The organism is Variovorax beijingensis, assembly GCF_007828835.1.
In the GTDB taxonomy this organism is placed as follows: domain Bacteria; phylum Pseudomonadota; class Gammaproteobacteria; order Burkholderiales; family Burkholderiaceae_C; genus Variovorax; species Variovorax beijingensis_A.
The window spans coordinates 572,232-589,456 of the sequence record NZ_VIVL01000002.1 but is presented as its reverse complement, the minus strand read 5'-3'; the positions used below and the strand labels follow the sequence as shown (position 1 = coordinate 589,456).

Below are 17,225 nucleotides of genomic sequence, written 5' to 3'. Positions count from 1 at the left end.
CAGGAGATCGCTCAGGCGCCCAGCCGGTAAGCCCAGACCAGCAGGTTGCCCAGCACGATCGCAATCACCTGCAGCACCACGATGGCGGCCAGGGGCGACAGGTCCACGCCGCCGATCAGCGGAATGAACCGCCGAAACGGCCGCACCAGCGGTTCGGCCAGCCGGGAAATGAGGTCGAGCAGCATCGGCGACGCGCCCGGTATCCACGACAACACGGCATAGACCACCAGCAGCGCCGTCAGCCCCGACACCGCGAGCTGCAGCAACCCCACCAGCGAAACAAGCGGCAGGGTGGCAATCCGGCCCAGGTTGCCGATCAGGAGCCACAGCAGCAGGAACTTGGCCAGCACGAGCAGCCAGGCCGCGATGGCGCTCGCCAGATCCCAGCGCTTGACCGAAGGCACGATGCGGCGCAGCGGCAACACGATCCAGTCGGTGATCGCAAAGACGAAACGCCCGAGCGGGTTGCCGAAAGGCACGCGGTGGTACTGCATGTAGAGGCGCAGCAGGCAGGCGCCGCCGAGCAGGCCGACGATCACGTCGAGAAGGAACGAGGGGATCTGGTAGAGCATGGGGCGTGGTCGTGAGGGGAATGCGATGATAGCCATGCAAGGTTCCTCGATGACCACACAGCCCCTTTTGCATTCACTGCCATTGTTCCCGCTCGGCACGGTCCTGTTTCCGGACGGCGTGCTTCCGCTGCGTATTTTCGAAGTACGTTACCTCGACATGATCGGCAAGTGCCGCAAGGCCGACGCGCCCTTCGGCGTGGTCAACCTCACGAGCGGCAGTGAGGTGCGCAAGGCTGGCGCCGAGGCGGAGAGCTTCGCGGCCGTCGGCACGCTGGCGGTCATCCGCGAATTCGATTCGCCGCAAAGCGGCCTGCTGCAGATCGAATGCGTCGGCACGCAGCGGTTCCGGGTCCGCGCCGCCGAGCTGCAGAAATACGGCTTGTGGGTTGCCGAAGTGGAAGCCGTGGCCGAAGACACGGCGCTCGAAATTCCGGGCGACCTCCAGCACACCGCCACGGCGCTGCGGCGCCTCGTCGACACCCTCGAAGAACGCCGCCGTGCGCAGGGTGCAGAAGCCCCGCGCCTACCCGTCGGCGAGCCCTACCGCTTCGACGATTGCGGCTGGGTGGCCAACCGCTGGTGCGAACTGGTGCCCATGCAGCTCGAACTGCGGCAGCGGCTCATGGAACTCGACAGTCCGCTGATGCGGCTCGAACTGGTCAGCGATCTGCTGGCACGTGCGGGCATCACTGAATAGATTGCTACTTCTTTCATAGCGTTTCGCGCAGGATTGGCGGGCACTGGAGGCCGGTTCCGTTTGCACCCGATCGGCTAAAATGCCCGGTTGCGCTCGCTTTTGTTGCGCCCCCACCCGCTCTTCATGTCCGACCACCTGATCCCCTCCATTCCCACGCCCGCCGCGGCTCCCGCCGCCGCGCCCGCCGTCGACGACAACCAGCTCATCGCGGAGCGCCGCGAAAAGCTCAAGCTGATGCGCGCCGCCCAGGCCGAGGGCAAGGGGGTCGCGTTCCCGAACGACTTCAAGCCGGGCCACCGCGCCGCCGCGCTGATCGAGGCGCATGGCGCCGCCGATGCCGAGGCCCTCGAGGCGCAGGCCATCGCCGTGAGCGTGGCCGGCCGCATGATGCTCAAGCGCGTGATGGGCAAGGCCAGCTTCGCCACGGTGCAGGACGCGACCAGCCGCATCCAGCTTTACGTCACGCGCGATGCCATCGGCGAAGAGGCCTACGCCGAGTTCAAGCGCTGGGACCTGGGCGACATCGTGGGCGCCGAGGGCACGCTGATGAAGACCAAGACCGGCGAGCTGTCGGTCAAGGTCACCAGGCTGCGCCTGCTCACCAAGAGCCTGCGCCCGCTGCCCGACAAGTTCCACGGCATGGCCGACCAGGAGCAGAAGTACCGCCAGCGCTACGTCGACCTGATCACCGACGAAACCGCCCGCGTGCGCTTCACCGCGCGCAGCAAGGCCGTGAGCGCGCTGCGCGAGTTCATGGTGGCCCACGGCTTCCTCGAAGTCGAGACGCCGATGCTGCATCCCATTCCGGGCGGTGCCAATGCCAAGCCCTTCAAGACGCATCACAACGCGCTCGACCAGGAGATGTTCCTGCGCATCGCGCCCGAGCTGTATCTCAAGCGCCTGATCGTCGGCGGCTTCGAGCGCGTGTTCGAGATCAACCGGAGCTACCGCAACGAGGGCATCTCGGTGCGGCACAACCCCGAGTTCACGATGATGGAGTTCTACGCGGCCTACTGGAACTACCGCGACCTGATGGACTTCACCGAGACGCTGATCCGCACCATCGCCGACAAGGCCGTGGGCACGCAGCAGCTCACCTACCAGGGCAAGCCGGTCGACCTGACGCAGCCCTTCGAGCGTCTGACGATCCGCGAAGCCATCCTCAAGTACACCGAAGCCGCGGATGTCGCACAGGGCGTCGACGACAGCGCCTGGCTCGTCAACGCCCTGCGCAAGCTCGGCCTCAGCGAAGAGAAGGACAAGCTCTCGCAGCGCAGCCTCGCCAGCCTGCAGGTGATGTACTTCGAAGAAACGGTGGAAGAGAAGCTCTGGCAGCCGACCTTCATCATGGAGCACCCGACCGAGATCTCGCCGCTGGCGCGCGCCAACGACGAGCGCCCCGAGGTCACCGAGCGCTTCGAGCTCTACATCACGGGCCGCGAGTTCGGCAACGGCTTCAGCGAGCTCAACGACGCCGAAGACCAGGCCGCGCGCTTCAACGCGCAGGTGGCGGCCAAGGACAGCGGCGACGACGAAGCCATGTTCTACGACCACGACTTCGTGCGTGCGCTCGAGTACGGCATGCCGCCCACCGGTGGCTGCGGCATCGGCATCGACCGGCTGATGATGCTGCTGACCGATTCGCCGAGCATCCGCGACGTGATCCTGTTCCCGGCGCTGCGCAGGGAATCTTGAGCGTGAAGTCACCGTCGTCGCTGCCGACGATCGGCATCGACTTCGGCACCTCCAATTCCGCCGTGGCCTGCCAGGTCGACGGCGCGGCCCGGCTGCTGCCCATCGAAGGCGCGGCCACCACGCTGCCGACCGCGATCTTCTTCAACGCCGAAGACCGCACGACGCATTTCGGCCGCGAGGCGGTGGCGCTCTACCTTGCGGGCGTCGAAGGCCGCCTGATGCGCTCGCTGAAGAGCCTGCTCGGCAGCGCGCTGATGCAGGAGAAAACGGCCATCTATGACGGCCTCGTGAGCTTCGAGGACATCATCGCGCGCTTCCTGCGCGAGCTCGCGGTGCGCGCGGGCCGCGAATTGGGCCGGGTGCCCGAGCGCGTGGTGATTGGCCGGCCCGTGCACTTTGTCGATGACGATTCCAAACGCGACGAGCGCGCCGAAGAAAGCCTGCGCCACGCGGCCCGCGCGGCCGGCTTCCGCGACATCGCCTTTCAGCTCGAGCCGATTGCCGCGGCCTTCGACTACGAACAGCGCATCGCGAAGGAGTCGCTGGTCCTGATCGTCGACGTTGGCGGCGGCACCTCCGACTTCACCGTCGTGCGCGTCGGACCCGACCGCGCCGCGCGCGAGGACCGCAGCAGCGACGTGCTGGCCACCAGCGGCGTGCACATCGGCGGCACCGACTTCGACCAGCGACTCAACCTCGACCGCGTCATGCCGGAATTCGGCTTTCGCCATACAGGCGCGCAGGGGCGCGAAGTGCCGAGCAAGGTGTTCTTCGAGCTATCGTCCTGGCACCTGATCAACTGGCTCTATGCCGCCAAGGCGGTGCGGCAGGCGAAGGACCTGCGCACCAGCTACAGCGACACGCGGCTGCACGACCGGCTGATGACGGTGCTCGAAGAGCGGCACGGCCACCGCATCGCGAGCGAGGTCGAGCAGGCGAAGATCGATGCCTCGGTGAACGATGCGGCCACCGCCATCGACCTCTCGTGCGCCGAAACGGGCCTGGCCGCCTCGCTCTCGCCCGCCGACATGGCGCAGCAGCTTTCTCCGCTGCTCGAGAACGTGATTGCCTGCGCGCACGCCTGCGTCAAGCGCGCCGGGCTGCGCAGCGGCGACCTCGACGCGATTTACCTGACGGGCGGCTCCTCGGCGCTGCGGCCGTTCCAGCAGGCCTTGCGCAGGAGCTTCGCGGGCGTGACCCTCGTCGAAGGCGACCTGTTCGGCGGCGTGGCAACCGGGCTCGCCTGCGCGGGACCGGTGGCATGAAATACCTCGCGGGCTACCCACCCACGCTGCTGGCGCAGGTGCAGCAGCTGGTCGCCACCGAAGGGCTCGCTCCCCTGCTGCGCAAGCGCTATCCCGGCCCCCTGCACGAGGTGCAGACGGATCGAGCACTCTACGACTACGTGAGCGCACTCAAGAGCGATTTCATGCGCAAGGCCCCGCCCCTTTCCAAGGTGGCGTTCGACAGCAAGCTGCATGTGATCCGCAATGCGCTCGGCACCCACACCACCGTTTCGCGCGTGCAGGGCAGCAAGCTCAGGACCAAGCGCGAGATCCGGGTGGCGAGCCTGTTCAGGGAAGTGCCGCTGGAATGGCTGCGCATGATCGTGGTCCACGAGCTCGCGCACATGAAGGAGCGGGACCACGACAAGAGCTTCTATGCGCTCTGCGAGCACATGGAGCCGGACTACCACCGGCTCGAATTCGATGTCCGGCTGTACCTGACGCACCTGGATGCGGGCGGCGAGCGCCTGTGGGCGAATTCGCTGCCGGCCCCGGCTACGCCTTAACCCTCCCTCAGGCGCCGTGCGGCGCTGCGAGCCCGGCCTGCGCGAGCACCTGCCTCGCGTGCCGATACCCCGCCGAATCGACCAGCGCGTTCCAGTCGGGCGGCGGCGTTTCCGGCAACAGCGCCCGCCGGCGTGCTTCGCTCTTCGCATCGGGCAGCCAGAGCCCCGCCCTGGCCGCCGCGGCAAAGCCATCGAGCAGTTCGTCGAGCGGCCGGCCATCGCCGATGCTCTGGTTGCACAGCATCGCCAGGTCGCAGCCCGCATCGAGCGCCGCCAGCGCGGCGTCGGCATAGCTCAGCAACTCGCCATCGATGTAGCGCCCCGCTTCCATGCTCAGGTCATCGCTGAAGATGGCGCCATCGAAGGCCAGCCGGCTGCGCAGGACGTCCTTGAGCCACCTGGACGAAAAGCCCGCGGGCCGCTTGTCGACCTTCGGATAGATCACGTGCGCCGGCATCACCGCCGTGAGCGTGCCTGCGAGCCAGTCGTAAGGCCGCGCATCGTCGGCCAGGATGACCTTGAGGCCGCGCCGGTCGACCGGGATTTCCACGTGCGAATCGGCGGTGACGAAGCCATGCCCCGGAAAGTGCTTGCCGCAATTGCGCATACCCATCTGCAGCATGCCGTGCATCGCGCTCTTGGCCAGCAGCGCCACCACGCGCGGATCGCGGTGGAAGCTGCGGTCGCCGATCACGCTGCTGCCGCCGTAGTCCAGGTCGAGCACCGGGGCAAAGCTGAAGTCGACGCCGCAGGCGCGCAGTTCGGCGGCAAGCACCTGGCCGGCGGCCGTTGCGGCCTGCGTCGCGCGCATGGCATCGCGCATCCACAACTCGCCCAGCGAGCGCATCGAGGGCAGGCGCGTGAAACCGTCGGTGCGAAAGCGCTGCACCCGGCCGCCTTCGTGGTCCACGCAGATCAGCAGGTCGGGGCGGATCGCCTTGATCTCGGCATTGAGCGCGCCCATCTGCGCACGGTCCTGCCAGTTGCGGGCGAAATGGATCACGCCGCCGACCAGCGGGTTGGCGATGCGCCGGCGGTCGGCCTCGTTCAGCCCGGTGGCCGCCACGTCGATGATCAGCGGCGCATGGGAACGGGTGGGCCCGGCGGTCATGGCTTCTCCACTACCACGAAGCTCGCGGCATATTCGGTTTCGTCGGTCACGGTGACGTGGGCCGTGAGGCCCCTGGCCTCGAACCACTCCTTGAGTTCGCCATGCAGCACGATGACCGGTTTGCCGCTGCGCAGGTTGGCGATCTCGCACAGGCGCCAGCTCATCGGCATGCGCATGCCCAGGCCGATGGCCTTGCTGAAGGCCTCCTTGGCGGAAAAACGCGTGGCGAGGTAGCTCAGGCCGCGCTTGGGCCAACGCTCGCTGCGGGCCTTCCAGACCGCGAATTCGGCGTCGCTGAGCACCCGGTGGGCGAAGCGCTCGCCCTGGCGCTCGAACGTTGCGGCGATGCGCCGCAGGTCGCAGATGTCGGTACCAATGCCGTAGATCATGCCGCTTCAGCGTTCACTGCGCTTCTTCGATGCAGCGCAGGTATTCCTTGGTGGTGGCGGCGTAGCCGAGTTCGAGCGCATCGGCGATGAAGGCATGCCCGATGGAAACTTCCTGGACGCCGCGCACCGCGCGCAGGAACGGCGTGAGGTTGTCGCGGCTCAGGTCATGGCCCGCATTGAGGCCGAGGCCCGCCGCCTGCGCCGCGCGTGCCGCTTCGACATAGCGCGCCAGCACGGCCTGCTCGTTTGGCGTGCCGCGCGATGCGGCATAGCCTTCGGTATAGAGCTCGACGCGGTCGGCGCCCACCGCCTTGGCTGCGGCCATCATTTCGGGAATGGGGTCCATGAACAGGCTCACGCGCACGCCCAGGGCCTGGGCTTCGGCAATCAGCGGGCGCAGCTGGTCGGCGTCTTCGGGGAAGCTCCAGCCATGGTCGCTGGTCGACTGGGTTTCGCTGTCGGGCACGAAGGTGGCCTGGTGCGGCTTCAACGCGCGCACGAAGTCCATCAGGTTGTGGAAGGGGTTGCCTTCGATGTTGAACTCGATCGCGGGCCAGTCCCTGGCCAGCAGCGCGGCCAGGTCGCTCACGTCATGCGGCCGGATGTGGCGCTCGTCGGGCCGCGGGTGCACGGTGATGCCCTGCGCTCCGGCGGCAAGGCAGGCCTTGGCGGCGGTGAGCACACTCGGAATGCCGAGAGCGCGCGTATTGCGCACCAGGGCCACCTTGTTGAGGTTGACCGACAGCGAGGTGGTAGCGGATTGGCCGGAAGTGCTCATAGGGCTTGCAAATCTCTCATCATCTGCCGCGTGCGCAGCGTGGACACACCGCAATGGTAGTTGAGCAGGGCGCGCAGCTGGTTCCTGAGGGCGCTGTTGCTGCCGGCATTCATGGTGGCGATCTCGCGCAGCGTGGCCGTGAAGGGCGCGCGATCGTCGAGCACGCCCTGCAGCGACTGCCAGTCGGCACCGGCCAGCGCCGCCTCGTCCTCGCCCGCCAGCCGCAGGCCGGCTTCCGGCACCAGGGTGTAGCGGGCGTCGGCCACGAGCGGTTCGAGCGTGAGGGTCTGCGCGTCGAGCGACGGCAGCAGGCCCACTTCGCGCAGCAGCAGCAGCTCGAAGGCGCGCAGCGCGGCGGCCTGGGTGGCGGCTTGCGCGCCGGCGTGGTCGCCCGCCAGCACCTGGACCACGCCCGCATAGGCATCGAACAGCGCCTCATGAGCGTCGTCCCGCGCCAGCAGGCGCAGCAGCAGTTCGTTGACGTAGTAGCCCGAGAGCAGCGCCTCCCCGGTCGGCATGACATGGCCGCCCATCCACTCGGCGCCCTTGAGCGTGCGGATCTCGGCGTCGCCGCCGTAGTTGAGCTGCAGCGGCTGCAGCGGCAGCAGCACCGGCCTGAAATTGGAGCTCGGCCGCTTCGCCCCCTTGGCCACCAGCGCAATGCGCCCGTGGTGGCGGGTGAAGACCTCGAGGATCAGGCTCGACTCGCTCCAGTCGTAGCGATGGAGCACGTACGCCGGTTCGTGCGAAACGCGGTGGGCAGTTGCCACTTCATTCGTAGCCGAACGAGCGCACGCGGGCTTCGTCGTCGGCCCAGCCCGAGCGCACCTTCACCCACAGTTCGAGGAAGACCTTGGCGTCGGCCAGCTTCTCGAGCTCGACCCGGGTTTCCATGCCGATGCGCTTGATGCGCTCGCCCTTGTCGCCGATCACCATGGCCTTGTGGCCGTCGCGCTCCACCACGATGGTGGCCGCGATGCGCAGCAGGCGCTTCTGGCCCTTTTTCTGCGGCGGCTCTTCCTCGAACTTGTCGATGATCACGGTCGAGGTGTAGGGCAGCTCGTCGCCGGTCAGGCGGAACAGCTTCTCGCGCACCAGCTCGCCCGCGAGGAACTTCTCGCTGCGATCGGTGAGCTCGTCCTCGGCGTAGAACCAGGGCTGTTCGGGCAGGTACTTCTCGCAGATGCCGAACAGGCGCTCGACGTCCTTCGGGTTCTTGGCCGACATGGGCACGAACTCGGCGAAGGAGTGCTTTGCCTGCATGCTCTGCAGCCAAGGCGCGATGTCGCCGCGGCGGTGAACGTTGTCGAGCTTGTTGGCCAGCAGCACGGTCGGAATGCCCTTGCCGAGCAGCTTGAGCACCCGCTCGTCGGCCGGCGTGAAACTGCCGGCCTCGACCACGAAAAGAATCAGGTCCACGTCGCCGACCGCACCCTGCACGGTCTTGTTGAGCGATTTGTTCAGCGCGTTCGCATGCAGGGTCTGGAAACCCGGCGTATCGACGAACACGAACTGCGTGGCGCCCAGCGTGCGCATGCCCGTGATGCGGTGCCGCGTGGTCTGCGCCTTGCGCGAGGTGATGCTGATCTTCTGGCCCACCAGCGCATTGAGCAGCGTCGACTTGCCCACGTTGGGCTTGCCGACGATGGCGATCAGGCCGCAATGCTGAGGGCCGCTTGCGCCCGTATCGCCCGCCGGGCCCTGGGAGTCTGCTGCTGAATTGATAGCGTCGTTCATTCTGGTTTCACGCGGCCCCGCGTGCCTTGAGCCGGATCAACATGGCCGCCGCGGCAGCCTGCTCGCCGGCACGTCGCGAACCACCGATGCCGCGTTCGCGCAGGCCCAGCTCCGGCACCTCGCACTCGACATCGAAGGTCTGCTTGTGCGCTGCGCCGAGCGTGGCCGCCACGCGGTACACCGGCAGCTTCATTTTGTGACCCTGCAGCCATTCCTGCAATTCGGTCTTCGGATCCTTGGCCACCGCGTCCATGCGCGGATTGATCTCGACCGACTCGTAGAGCCGCCGCACCAGCGCCTCGGCGGCCGAAAAGCCGGCATCGAGGTAGACCGCGCCGATCAGCGCTTCGAGCGCGTCGGCCAGGATCGAGGGCCGGTTGGGCCCGCCGGAGCGCGCCTCGCCCTCGCCGAGCCGCAGCAGCGGCGACAGCTGCAGTTCCAGCGCCAGGCGGTGCAGGGTGTCCTGCTTGACCAGGTTGGCCCGCACGCGCGACAGGTCGCCTTCGGGCAGGGCCGAGAGGCGGGTGTAGAGCAGGTGCGAGACCGCGAGGTTGAGCACCGAGTCGCCGAGGAACTCCAGGCGCTCGTTGTGGTCGGCCGAAAAACTGCGGTGCGTGAGCGCGAGCTGGAGCAGCCGCGCGTCGGAGAACGAATGCTTGAGGCGCTCCTGCAGCGCCGTGAGGCCGCCGTCCACCTTGCGTGTCGCCGCGTTCAGCGGGTCTGGCCCTTGTACTTGAGCACCAGGTAGGCCGGCCCGAACAAGGGAATCTCGCGCTCGTAGGCATACGAGACGACCACCTTGTCGCCGACCTTCTTGATGTCGAGGTCCTTGCCCGAGACCGACTGGAAGTCGTCGATGGCCTGGGCCCGATCGAAGATGGCGCGCACTTCGGGCACGGTGGTGCCTTCCTTGGCCTTGTTGGCGGCCTTGTCGATGGCCTGCCATTCGATCAGCGTCGGGATGACCTGCGCGACGACGACGCCGACGCAACCCAGCACCACGGCGACAAACACCAGACCGATGAACGAGATGCCGCGCTGGTGCGCGGCCCTGCTGCGGATGGACCGATTTGTTCTCATGCCCTCTTACCCCTCGAACAATGCTGACTGCTTATTGGAATGGACCGATACGACCCAGGTCGCCGAAGTTCATCCAGACGAAGAACGCCCTGCCCACGATGTTCTTGTCCGGAACGAAGCCCCAGAAACGGGAGTCCGCCGAATTATCGCGGTTGTCGCCCATCATGAAGTAGTTGCCGGCCGGCACCTTGCACACCACGCCTTCGACGGAGTAGCGGCAGTTCTCGCGGTACGGAAAGTCGGTCGCGCCCTGCACGAAAGCCGGACCGGCATCGTCGTTGAGCAGCCTGTGCTGCTTGCCGCCGAGGTCTTCGCTGAACTGCCTGAGCAGGCGCATCGACTCGCTGTCGAGATAGTCGGGCATCGGGTTCTTGGACACCGGCTGGCCGTTGATGGTGAGCTTCTTGTTCAGGTAGGCCACCTCGTCGCCCGGGATGCCGACCACGCGCTTGATGTAGTCCATGCTCGGCTTGGGCGGGTAGCGGAACACCACCACGTCGCCGCGCGCCAGCGGCGTACCCTCGGTGATCTTGGTGTTGATGACCGGCAGGCGCAGGCCGTAGGTGAACTTGTTCACCAGGATCAGGTCGCCCGTGAGCAGCGTGGGCATCATGGAACCCGACGGAATCTTGAAGGGCTCGTACAGGAACGAGCGCAGCAGGAACACCACCAGGATCACCGGGAAGAGCCCCGCCGTCCAGTCGAGCCACCAGGGCTGCATCCGCAGCCGCTCGCTGGCCTTGGCGTCGACGGTGTCGACCTGCGTGATGCCCTGGCCGGCCAGGCGCGCGTTGCGCTCGCTCAGGGAGGCCTCGAGCGCCGCGGCGGCGCGCTCGCGCCGAGGCAGGAAGTAGAAGCGCTCGGCCAGCCAGTACAGGCCGGTGACCACTGTGGCCAGGAACAGCAAGAGCGCGAAATTGCCCTCGATGGCACCAAAGTACCAGGCACCGACATAGCCGGCGAAGGCCGCGAGGACCAGGGAAGTGATGAATGCCATTTTTGAGATCAGTCTTCGACTTGCAGAATCGCGAGGAAGGCCTCTTGCGGGACCTCGACCGAGCCGATCTGCTTCATTCTTTTCTTGCCCGCCTTCTGCTTCTCGAGCAGTTTCTTCTTGCGGGTGATGTCGCCGCCGTAGCACTTGGCTAGAACGTTCTTGCGCAGCGCCTTGATTGTCTCACGCGCGATGATGTTGACCCCGATGGCCGCCTGGATCGCCACGTCGAACATCTGGCGCGAAATGATCTCGCGCATCTTCGAGACCACCGCCCGGCCGCGGTACTGCGACTGGCTGCGGTGCACGATGATCGACAGCGCATCGACCTTTTCGCCGTTCAGCAGGATGTCGACCTTGACCACGTCGGACGCGCGATATTCCTTGAACTCGTAGTCCATCGAGGCGTAGCCGCGGCTCACCGACTTCAGCTTGTCGAAGAAGTCGAGCACGATTTCGCCGAGCGGCATCTCGTAGGTCAGCATGACCTGGCGGCCGTGGTAGGCCATGTTCATCTGCACGCCGCGCTTCTGGTTGGCCAGCGTCATCACCGCCCCGACGTATTCCTGCGGCATGTAGAGATGCACGGTGACGATCGGCTCGCGGATCTCGCTCATCTTGCCGACGTCGGGCATCTTGGACGGGTTCTCGACCATGATGACTTCGCCGTCGTTGCGCACCACCTGGTAGACCACGCTCGGCGCGGTGGTGATCAGGTCCTGGTCGAACTCGCGCTCCAGGCGTTCCTGCACGATCTCCATGTGCAGCAGGCCGAGAAAGCCGCAGCGGAAGCCGAAGCCCAGCGCCTGGCTCACCTCGGGCTCGTAGCGCAGCGATGAATCGTTGAGCTTGAGCTTTTCGAGCGCGTCGCGCAGCGAGTCGTACTCGCTGGCCTCGGTCGGATAGAGGCCGGCAAACACCTGCGGCTGGATTTCCTTGAAGCCCGGCAGCGCCTCGGTGGCGGTGGCGGCCGCGCCGCCCGTGCCCGGCTTGATCAGCGTCACGGTGTCACCGACCTTGGCGGCCTGCAGTTCCTTGATGCCCGCGATGATGTAGCCCACCTCGCCGGCCTCGAGCGACGCGCGCGGTTCGTTGGCCGGCGTGAAGACGCCGATGTTGTCGGCGTTGTACATGGCGCCGGACGCCATCATCTTGATGCGCTCGCCCTTCACCAGGCGGCCATCCACCACGCGCACCAGCATGACCACGCCGACGTAGGGATCGAACCAGCTGTCGACGATCATCGCGCGCAGCGGGCCGTCGGGATTGCCGCGCGGCGCAGGCATCTTGTGCACGATGGCTTCGAGGATCTCGTCGATGCCCAGGCCGGTCTTGGCGGAACACGGAATGGCATCGGTCGCGTCGATGCCGATCACGTCCTCGATCTCGCTGCGTGCGTTGTCGGGGTCCGCATTGGGCAGATCCATCTTGTTGAGCACCGGCACCACCTCGACGCCGAGGTCGAGCGCGGTGTAGCAGTTGGCCACGGTCTGCGCTTCGACGCCTTGCGATGCATCGACGACGAGCAGCGCACCTTCGCACGCCGACAGCGAGCGGCTCACTTCATAAGAGAAGTCGACGTGGCCCGGCGTGTCGATCAGATTGAGGTTGTAGACCTGCCCATCGAGTGCCTTGTAGTGCAGCGCGGCGGTCTGCGCCTTGATGGTTATCCCACGCTCTTTTTCGATGTCCATCGAGTCGAGCACCTGCGCTTCCATCTCGCGTTCCGCGAGGCCGCCGCAACGCTGGATCAGGCGGTCCGCGAGCGTCGACTTGCCGTGATCGATGTGCGCAATGATCGAAAAATTTCTGATGTGATTCATCAACGGGAACGCTTAAGTACTTGAATTGGCTCGTGCGCAGAGTGCGACAGGCAAGAAAAAAGGGCGCGTCTTCTGGAGACGCGCCCTGAACCAACAAGCAATGGCAACTGCAGTAGTTGGAACTTCATTGTAGGCAAAAAGGGAGGCACGTACATCCGGGGACAGGGTCAAAACGGGTCGTTGCAGGTCCACAACATCAAAGATATAAACAACTTATCCACAAGATCGGTGGAGCACTCCATGAACAACTTGTGGGCGATCTGTGGAGCGCCGGTGGACTGCTGTCTGACATCTCGCATGGTGGAGGAAAGCTCTCCCCTTATGCGCGGACCCGCCGCCCAATGGCTTCTATTCTACCGAAAATCGTCCTAAGGCTCTTCATAAGTTAGTGGATACAAACAAAACTCGCCCGCTTTTGGCCTGGAATTTTTTTTGAAACCGGGCGCTCGAGCGTCGCAAACACCTCAAAAAAAGGCCCCAAACCCGAGTGACGGGTGGGGCCACTTGACGGAAAAGGCCGGATCAGCGTGCGGGGCGGATCAGGGCGTACTGGGCCCACTCGCCACGGCGGAACAGCACGCTCAGGGGCTTGCCCTTGTCGGCCTTGGCGACCGCGGACTCGAATTCCTTGACGCTCGAGACCTCGATGTTGCCCACGGCCAGGATCACGTCCCCTTCGCGCAGGCCGGCCCGCGCAGCGCCATCGCTCGCCGACTCGATGCGCACGCCGCCGCGCATCTTGAGCTCCTTCTTCTGGGCCTCGGTCAGGTCGCTGACCACCAGGCCGAGCGCCTTGCCGGCGGCAGAAGGCTTGGCCTGCGGCTCCTCGCGTTCGGGCTGGCGCTTGCCGGCCGGCTTGGCTTCCGCATCGCCCTCGGCCACGGTCACCGAGAGCTCGCGCGTGCTGCCGTTGCGGAACACCGTCAGCGTGTTCCTTGAGCCGGGCTTGGTGCTGGCCACCGAGCGCGACAGGTCGCTGGGAGTTTCGATGAGCTTGTCGCCGTACTTGGTGATGATGTCGCCCTCGCGCACGCCGGCCTTGTCGGCTGCCGAACCCGGCACCACGCTGCTCACGAGCGCACCGCGCGCCTTGCCGAGCCCGATGGATTCGGCCACGTCCTTGGAGACCGAGCCGATGGTCACGCCGATCAGCCCGCGCGAAACGCGGCCGGTGGCGCGCAGCTGGTCGCTGACGCGAATCGCCTCGTCGATCGGGATCGAGAACGAGATGCCCATGTAGCCGCCCGAGCGCGAATAGATCTGGCTGTTGATGCCCACCACTTCGCCGCGCAGGTTGATCAGCGGGCCGCCCGAGTTGCCGGGGTTGATGGCCACGTCGGTCTGGATCAGGGGCACCAGGTCGCCGGTGTCGCGCTGCTTCGCGCTCACGATGCCGGCGGTCACGGTGTTCTCCAGGCCGAAGGGCGAACCGATGGCCATGACCCATTCGCCGACGCGCAGCTTCGAGATGTCGCCGATCTTCACCACCGGCAGGCTGGTCGCCTCGATCTTGACCACGGCGACGTCGCTGCGCTTGTCGGCACCGATCAGCTTGGCCTTGAACTCGCGCTTGTCGGTCAGCGTGACGAGGATTTCGGACGCATCCTCGATCACATGGGCATTGGTCATGACATAGCCGTCGGCCGACAGGATGAAGCCCGAGCCCACGCCGCGCGGGCGCTCTTCCTCCTGCGGCTGCTGCGGCCGGTTCGGGCGCGGGCCCGGACGCGGGTTGCCCGGCAGCGGCTGCCCGAAGAAGCGCCGGAAGAACTCCTGCATCTCCTCGTCCATTTCGCCGCTGCCGCCGCCCGAGGCCACTTTCTCGACCGTGCGGATGCCGACCACGGCCGGCCCCACCTGCTCCACCAGATCGGCGAAATCGGGCAATCCGCGCGTCTGCGCCATGGCCGGCGCTGCCGGCACGAAACCCACGGCAGCCGAGCAGGCCATGCCGAATGCGAAGAGATAGGAACGAAGCTTGTGTCCCTCGACTTTGAACATCATCGGTTTTCTTTCAAAAGAACAGAGCGGCCAAAAGAAGAAGAGCTATGAGTCGGTGATACGGACTTGGTTCAGCGCCATCTACTACAGCGCAGGCGCAGCGGGTCAGCGCGTGCGCGCGAGACTTTGAGCGAACGCATTGAGCGTCTGCTGCGGCACCTCGCCCACAGCGGTCAGCCACCAGTCGCTCGCCGGCTCGGGCAATCGCCGGCGAATGGCGTTAGTGGCTCCGATCGTCAGCACACCATCACGCGGCGCACGCTTTTCATCGTAACGCTCGATGAAAAGCGACACCGAGGCCAGGCCATCGGAGAAGGTCCACTGGACGGTGCGGTCCTGCCCCGCCTTGCTGTCGCTGCCGGCCGGACGCCGGTAGAAGCTGCGCGGCTTGAAGCCGGCCACCGGCGCCTTGAGCACCCAGCCTTCGTCCTGCGCGCTGGTGCGTTCGAGCTCCAGTTTCTCGACGCGGTAGCCGCTGGTATTGGTCATCATCTGCGCGAGCGCCTGCGCCTTGATCGGCGCGTCGAGCTGCAATTCTGAAAACGCCGACTGCTCCACCACGCGGGATTCGGCGTCCACGGTCTGCAGCTTCACCACGAGGCCGGAGCGGCGCTCGCTCCAGATGCGGTAGCCGAAGCGCAGTGCGTCGTGCGGCACCAGTTGCACCACGTCGGCATCGAAGCCCGCCACGCGGTCCTTGCCGACGGCGCGAACGTCGTAGAAGTCGCCGATCGACGAATCGGGCTTGTCGGGCAGATTGGGGAACAGGTCGAGGTTTTCGCGCTTCTCGACCTTCACGACCTTCGCCTCGGGCAGGAAGGTCATCACATGGTGGTTGCGCCTGAACGTGGAGCGCGGTGGCCCCGACAGCGCCTCGATGCGCTCGATCTGCAGGTCGCCGTCGCGCACATGCCAGATGCGCGCGCTCGACAGGTCGCCACCCGCGGCCGACACCACGAAGGTGCCGACGTAGTTGCGCTGCCGGGCCCCCGTGTGCATGCGCTGCAGCCATTCGACGACGCTCATCGAGGGCGGTGCATCGCCCGCCTGGGCCGAGGCCGTCCCCTTGGCGTTCGCCAGCCCGGGCCGGGTCTGCGCGGCCGCGATCTGCGCAAAACAAAAAGCAGCGAACACCAGCGCGAACGCGCGTGCGGAGATCGGCATCTGAACGGTCATTGGAGAGAGACGGGCGCGGATCAGCGCGCAGGGCCTTCGAAGGTCGCGTTGCGCAGGAAGCCCGAGGGCATTTGCGATGCGCCACCGGCTTGCTGGTGCGCTTCGAGCAGCTGGTCGAGGCGCGGGTCGCGCAGCATGACCTGCGGGCTGCCGTTGCCGACCATCACGCGGGTTGGCGTGAGCGCGGCAGTGGGCGGAAGCTGGCTATTGGCGGCGGCGGCCAGCACGGAATTGGCGGCCGGCTGCGGCTGCGCTGCTGCAATCTGGGCACCCGGCGACGGCACACCGATGCCGTTTCCGACCAGGGTCCAACTGATCGCGGCCACCGCCACCAGCGACGCGGCGCCGGCCACCAGCTTCCAGCGAAACACCGGCTCGTTGGCTGCCTCGGCCCTGTGCCGCGCCGTCAGCACCGCGGGGGCCGCGGCCGGCACCGGTGCCGCGATCACGGGCTCCGCGGCCAGGCGCTGCTGGAAGCGGGCCAGGAATGCATTGCTGTCGCTGCAGGGCGAATGGGCACCCGAGCGCAGGATGTCGCCCACCAGGTGATAGGCGCGCCAGGCACCGCGCGCGTCTTCTTCCGCGCAGACGGTGTCGATGGCCCGCGCAAAGTCCTCGCCATGCAAATGACCGTCCGCCAGTGCGGACACCTGTTCACGAACCGTCATCGTCTGATTCATTTCATTCACCTGCTTACCTACCAACGCTTGCCGGACTGGTTGTCCAGCAGCGGTTTGACCCTGGCCGAAATGGCCTCACGCGCCCGGAAAATACGCGAGCGCACCGTGCCGATCGGGCAATCCATGACCTCGGCGATCTCTTCGTAACTCATGCCCTCGATCTCGCGCAGGGTGACCGCCTGGCGCAATTCGGGCGGCAATGCTTCCATGGCCGCCTCGACCACCTGGGCGATCTCGTTGGCTGCCAAGACTGATTCGGGGGTTTCGTCGCTGATTGGTTCGTTTCCAGGGCGGTAAGTTTCATCGTCCTCGTCAGAAGACGGCCGCAGGGCGCTTTCGGAGATGGTCGGGTCGCGCTTCATGTCGACCAGCGCCTTCTTGGCGGTGTTGACCGCGATCCGGTAGAGCCAGGTGTAGAACTGGGCGTCGCCGCGGAACTGATGGAGCGCGCGGTAGGCCCGGATGAAGGTTTCCTGGGCGATGTCCTCGACCAGGTCGACGTCGCGCACCATGCGCCCGATCAGGCGCTCGATCCGGCGCTGGTACTTGATGACCAGCAGCTCGAAGGCCTTCTGGTCGCCCGCGACCGTGCGCTGGACCAGTTGGAGGTCGACCTCGCCCGGGCGCGGCGCCTCGGCGGACACATCGGGCAAGCCGGAGTCCGGTGGCACTGGCGGGGGAGAAGTTGTCATCGGGGAGG

Annotated in this window: 18 protein-coding genes; 4 read left to right on the top strand and 14 right to left on the bottom strand. The window is 66.2% G+C overall.

All coding sequences use genetic code 11. From position 1 onward, the window contains the following. Positions 1 to 11: 11 nt before the first annotated feature. Positions 12 to 572 (bottom strand): YggT family protein, encoded by a 561-nt coding sequence (locus FB547_RS09060; RefSeq protein ID WP_145741465.1) that lies wholly within the window; start codon positions 570 to 572, stop codon positions 12 to 14. A 49-nt stretch (positions 573 to 621) separates the two neighbouring features. Here FB547_RS09060 and FB547_RS09055 point away from each other — a divergent pair, with 49 nt between their 5' ends. From FB547_RS09055 to FB547_RS09040, 4 genes are all read left to right on the top strand, one after another. Further along, complete coding sequence (locus FB547_RS09055; RefSeq protein WP_261380250.1) at positions 622 to 1,269, top strand: LON peptidase substrate-binding domain-containing protein; 648 nt, start codon at positions 622 to 624, stop codon at positions 1,267 to 1,269. Between the two features lie 123 nt (positions 1,270 to 1,392). Continuing rightward, complete coding sequence (lysS, locus tag FB547_RS09050; protein ID WP_145741463.1) at positions 1,393 to 2,964, top strand: lysine--tRNA ligase; 1,572 nt, start codon at positions 1,393 to 1,395, stop codon at positions 2,962 to 2,964. After that, on the top strand, positions 2,961 to 4,229 hold the full coding sequence (locus FB547_RS09045) for an Hsp70 family protein (protein ID WP_145741462.1): 1,269 nt from the start codon (positions 2,961 to 2,963) through the stop codon (positions 4,227 to 4,229). The genes lysS and FB547_RS09045 overlap by 4 nt, the downstream gene beginning before the upstream one ends. Further along, a complete protein-coding gene (locus FB547_RS09040; protein ID WP_145741460.1) occupies positions 4,226 to 4,756 on the top strand; it encodes a M48 family metallopeptidase in 531 nt (176 codons plus the stop codon). Before FB547_RS09045 ends, FB547_RS09040 begins: the two co-directional genes overlap by 4 nt. A 7-nt stretch (positions 4,757 to 4,763) precedes the next feature. Here the strand turns inward: FB547_RS09040 and nagZ are convergent, their stop codons facing one another. The 13 genes from nagZ to rpoE form a co-directional block, all read right to left on the bottom strand. Continuing rightward, entirely contained in the window at positions 4,764 to 5,867 is a 1,104-nt protein-coding gene (gene nagZ, locus FB547_RS09035) for a beta-N-acetylhexosaminidase (protein WP_145741458.1), read from the bottom strand. After that, the gene (gene acpS, locus FB547_RS09030; protein ID WP_145741456.1) at positions 5,864 to 6,256 is read right to left on the bottom strand and encodes a holo-ACP synthase; all 393 of its coding nucleotides are present in this window, start codon (positions 6,254 to 6,256) and stop codon (positions 5,864 to 5,866) included. Before acpS ends, nagZ begins: the two co-directional genes overlap by 4 nt. A gap of 13 nt (positions 6,257 to 6,269) precedes the next feature. Beyond that, complete coding sequence (locus FB547_RS09025) at positions 6,270 to 7,034, bottom strand: pyridoxine 5'-phosphate synthase (protein WP_145741454.1); 765 nt, start codon at positions 7,032 to 7,034, stop codon at positions 6,270 to 6,272. Further along, on the bottom strand, positions 7,031 to 7,804 hold the full coding sequence (gene recO / locus FB547_RS09020; protein WP_145741453.1) for a DNA repair protein RecO: 774 nt from the start codon (positions 7,802 to 7,804) through the stop codon (positions 7,031 to 7,033). The genes FB547_RS09025 and recO overlap by 4 nt, the downstream gene beginning before the upstream one ends. 1 nt (position 7,805) lies before the next feature. Beyond that, positions 7,806 to 8,771: a GTPase Era gene (era, locus tag FB547_RS09015; protein WP_145741451.1), complete on the bottom strand. Its 966-nt coding sequence runs from the start codon at positions 8,769 to 8,771 to the stop codon at positions 7,806 to 7,808. A 7-nt stretch (positions 8,772 to 8,778) separates the two neighbouring features. Beyond that, the gene (gene rnc / locus FB547_RS09010; RefSeq protein ID WP_145741449.1) at positions 8,779 to 9,465 is read right to left on the bottom strand and encodes a ribonuclease III; all 687 of its coding nucleotides are present in this window, start codon (positions 9,463 to 9,465) and stop codon (positions 8,779 to 8,781) included. Positions 9,466 to 9,482: 17 nt separating this feature from the next. After that, entirely contained in the window at positions 9,483 to 9,851 is a 369-nt protein-coding gene (locus FB547_RS09005) for a DUF4845 domain-containing protein (RefSeq protein ID WP_027729515.1), read from the bottom strand. 31 nt (positions 9,852 to 9,882) lie between these two features. Beyond that, positions 9,883 to 10,848, bottom strand: a complete 966-nt coding sequence (gene lepB / locus FB547_RS09000) for a signal peptidase I (RefSeq protein ID WP_145741447.1) — start codon at positions 10,846 to 10,848, stop codon at positions 9,883 to 9,885. Between the two features lie 8 nt (positions 10,849 to 10,856). Next, entirely contained in the window at positions 10,857 to 12,668 is a 1,812-nt protein-coding gene (gene lepA, locus FB547_RS08995) for a translation elongation factor 4 (protein ID WP_012746544.1), read from the bottom strand. 522 nt (positions 12,669 to 13,190) lie between these two features. Beyond that, positions 13,191 to 14,672, bottom strand: coding sequence for a DegQ family serine endoprotease (locus FB547_RS08990; protein WP_145741446.1), 1,482 nt, complete (start codon positions 14,670 to 14,672; stop codon positions 13,191 to 13,193). A 102-nt stretch (positions 14,673 to 14,774) separates the two neighbouring features. Then, positions 14,775 to 15,845 (bottom strand): MucB/RseB C-terminal domain-containing protein, encoded by a 1,071-nt coding sequence (locus FB547_RS08985; protein ID WP_145741445.1) that lies wholly within the window; start codon positions 15,843 to 15,845, stop codon positions 14,775 to 14,777. 20 nt (positions 15,846 to 15,865) lie between these two features. Further along, complete coding sequence (locus tag FB547_RS08980; RefSeq protein WP_145741444.1) at positions 15,866 to 16,525, bottom strand: sigma-E factor negative regulatory protein; 660 nt, start codon at positions 16,523 to 16,525, stop codon at positions 15,866 to 15,868. A gap of 17 nt (positions 16,526 to 16,542) precedes the next feature. Beyond that, a complete protein-coding gene (gene rpoE, locus FB547_RS08975) occupies positions 16,543 to 17,217 on the bottom strand; it encodes an RNA polymerase sigma factor RpoE (RefSeq protein WP_225613190.1) in 675 nt (224 codons plus the stop codon). Between the last annotated feature and the right edge of the window lie 8 nt (positions 17,218 to 17,225).

Coding starts and splice junctions, on each gene's coding strand:
- lepA (WP_012746544.1), bottom strand. CDS start 12,668: ATGAATCACATCAGAAATTTTTCGATCATTGCGCACATCGATCACGGC.
- FB547_RS08990 (WP_145741446.1), bottom strand. CDS start 14,672: ATGATGTTCAAAGTCGAGGGACACAAGCTTCGTTCCTATCTCTTCGCA.
- era (WP_145741451.1), bottom strand. CDS start 8,771: ATGAACGACGCTATCAATTCAGCAGCAGACTCCCAGGGCCCGGCGGGC.
- FB547_RS09055 (WP_261380250.1), top strand. CDS start 622: ATGACCACACAGCCCCTTTTGCATTCACTGCCATTGTTCCCGCTCGGC.
- FB547_RS09005 (WP_027729515.1), bottom strand. CDS start 9,851: ATGAGAACAAATCGGTCCATCCGCAGCAGGGCCGCGCACCAGCGCGGC.
- FB547_RS09025 (WP_145741454.1), bottom strand. CDS start 7,034: ATGAGCACTTCCGGCCAATCCGCTACCACCTCGCTGTCGGTCAACCTC.
- FB547_RS09040 (WP_145741460.1), top strand. CDS start 4,226: ATGAAATACCTCGCGGGCTACCCACCCACGCTGCTGGCGCAGGTGCAG.
- FB547_RS08985 (WP_145741445.1), bottom strand. CDS start 15,845: ATGACCGTTCAGATGCCGATCTCCGCACGCGCGTTCGCGCTGGTGTTC.
- nagZ (WP_145741458.1), bottom strand. CDS start 5,867: ATGACCGCCGGGCCCACCCGTTCCCATGCGCCGCTGATCATCGACGTG.
- FB547_RS08980 (WP_145741444.1), bottom strand. CDS start 16,525: ATGAATCAGACGATGACGGTTCGTGAACAGGTGTCCGCACTGGCGGAC.
- rpoE (WP_225613190.1), bottom strand. CDS start 17,217: ATGACAACTTCTCCCCCGCCAGTGCCACCGGACTCCGGCTTGCCCGAT.
- FB547_RS09060 (WP_145741465.1), bottom strand. CDS start 572: ATGCTCTACCAGATCCCCTCGTTCCTTCTCGACGTGATCGTCGGCCTG.
- lepB (WP_145741447.1), bottom strand. CDS start 10,848: ATGGCATTCATCACTTCCCTGGTCCTCGCGGCCTTCGCCGGCTATGTC.
- lysS (WP_145741463.1), top strand. CDS start 1,393: ATGTCCGACCACCTGATCCCCTCCATTCCCACGCCCGCCGCGGCTCCC.
- acpS (WP_145741456.1), bottom strand. CDS start 6,256: ATGATCTACGGCATTGGTACCGACATCTGCGACCTGCGGCGCATCGCC.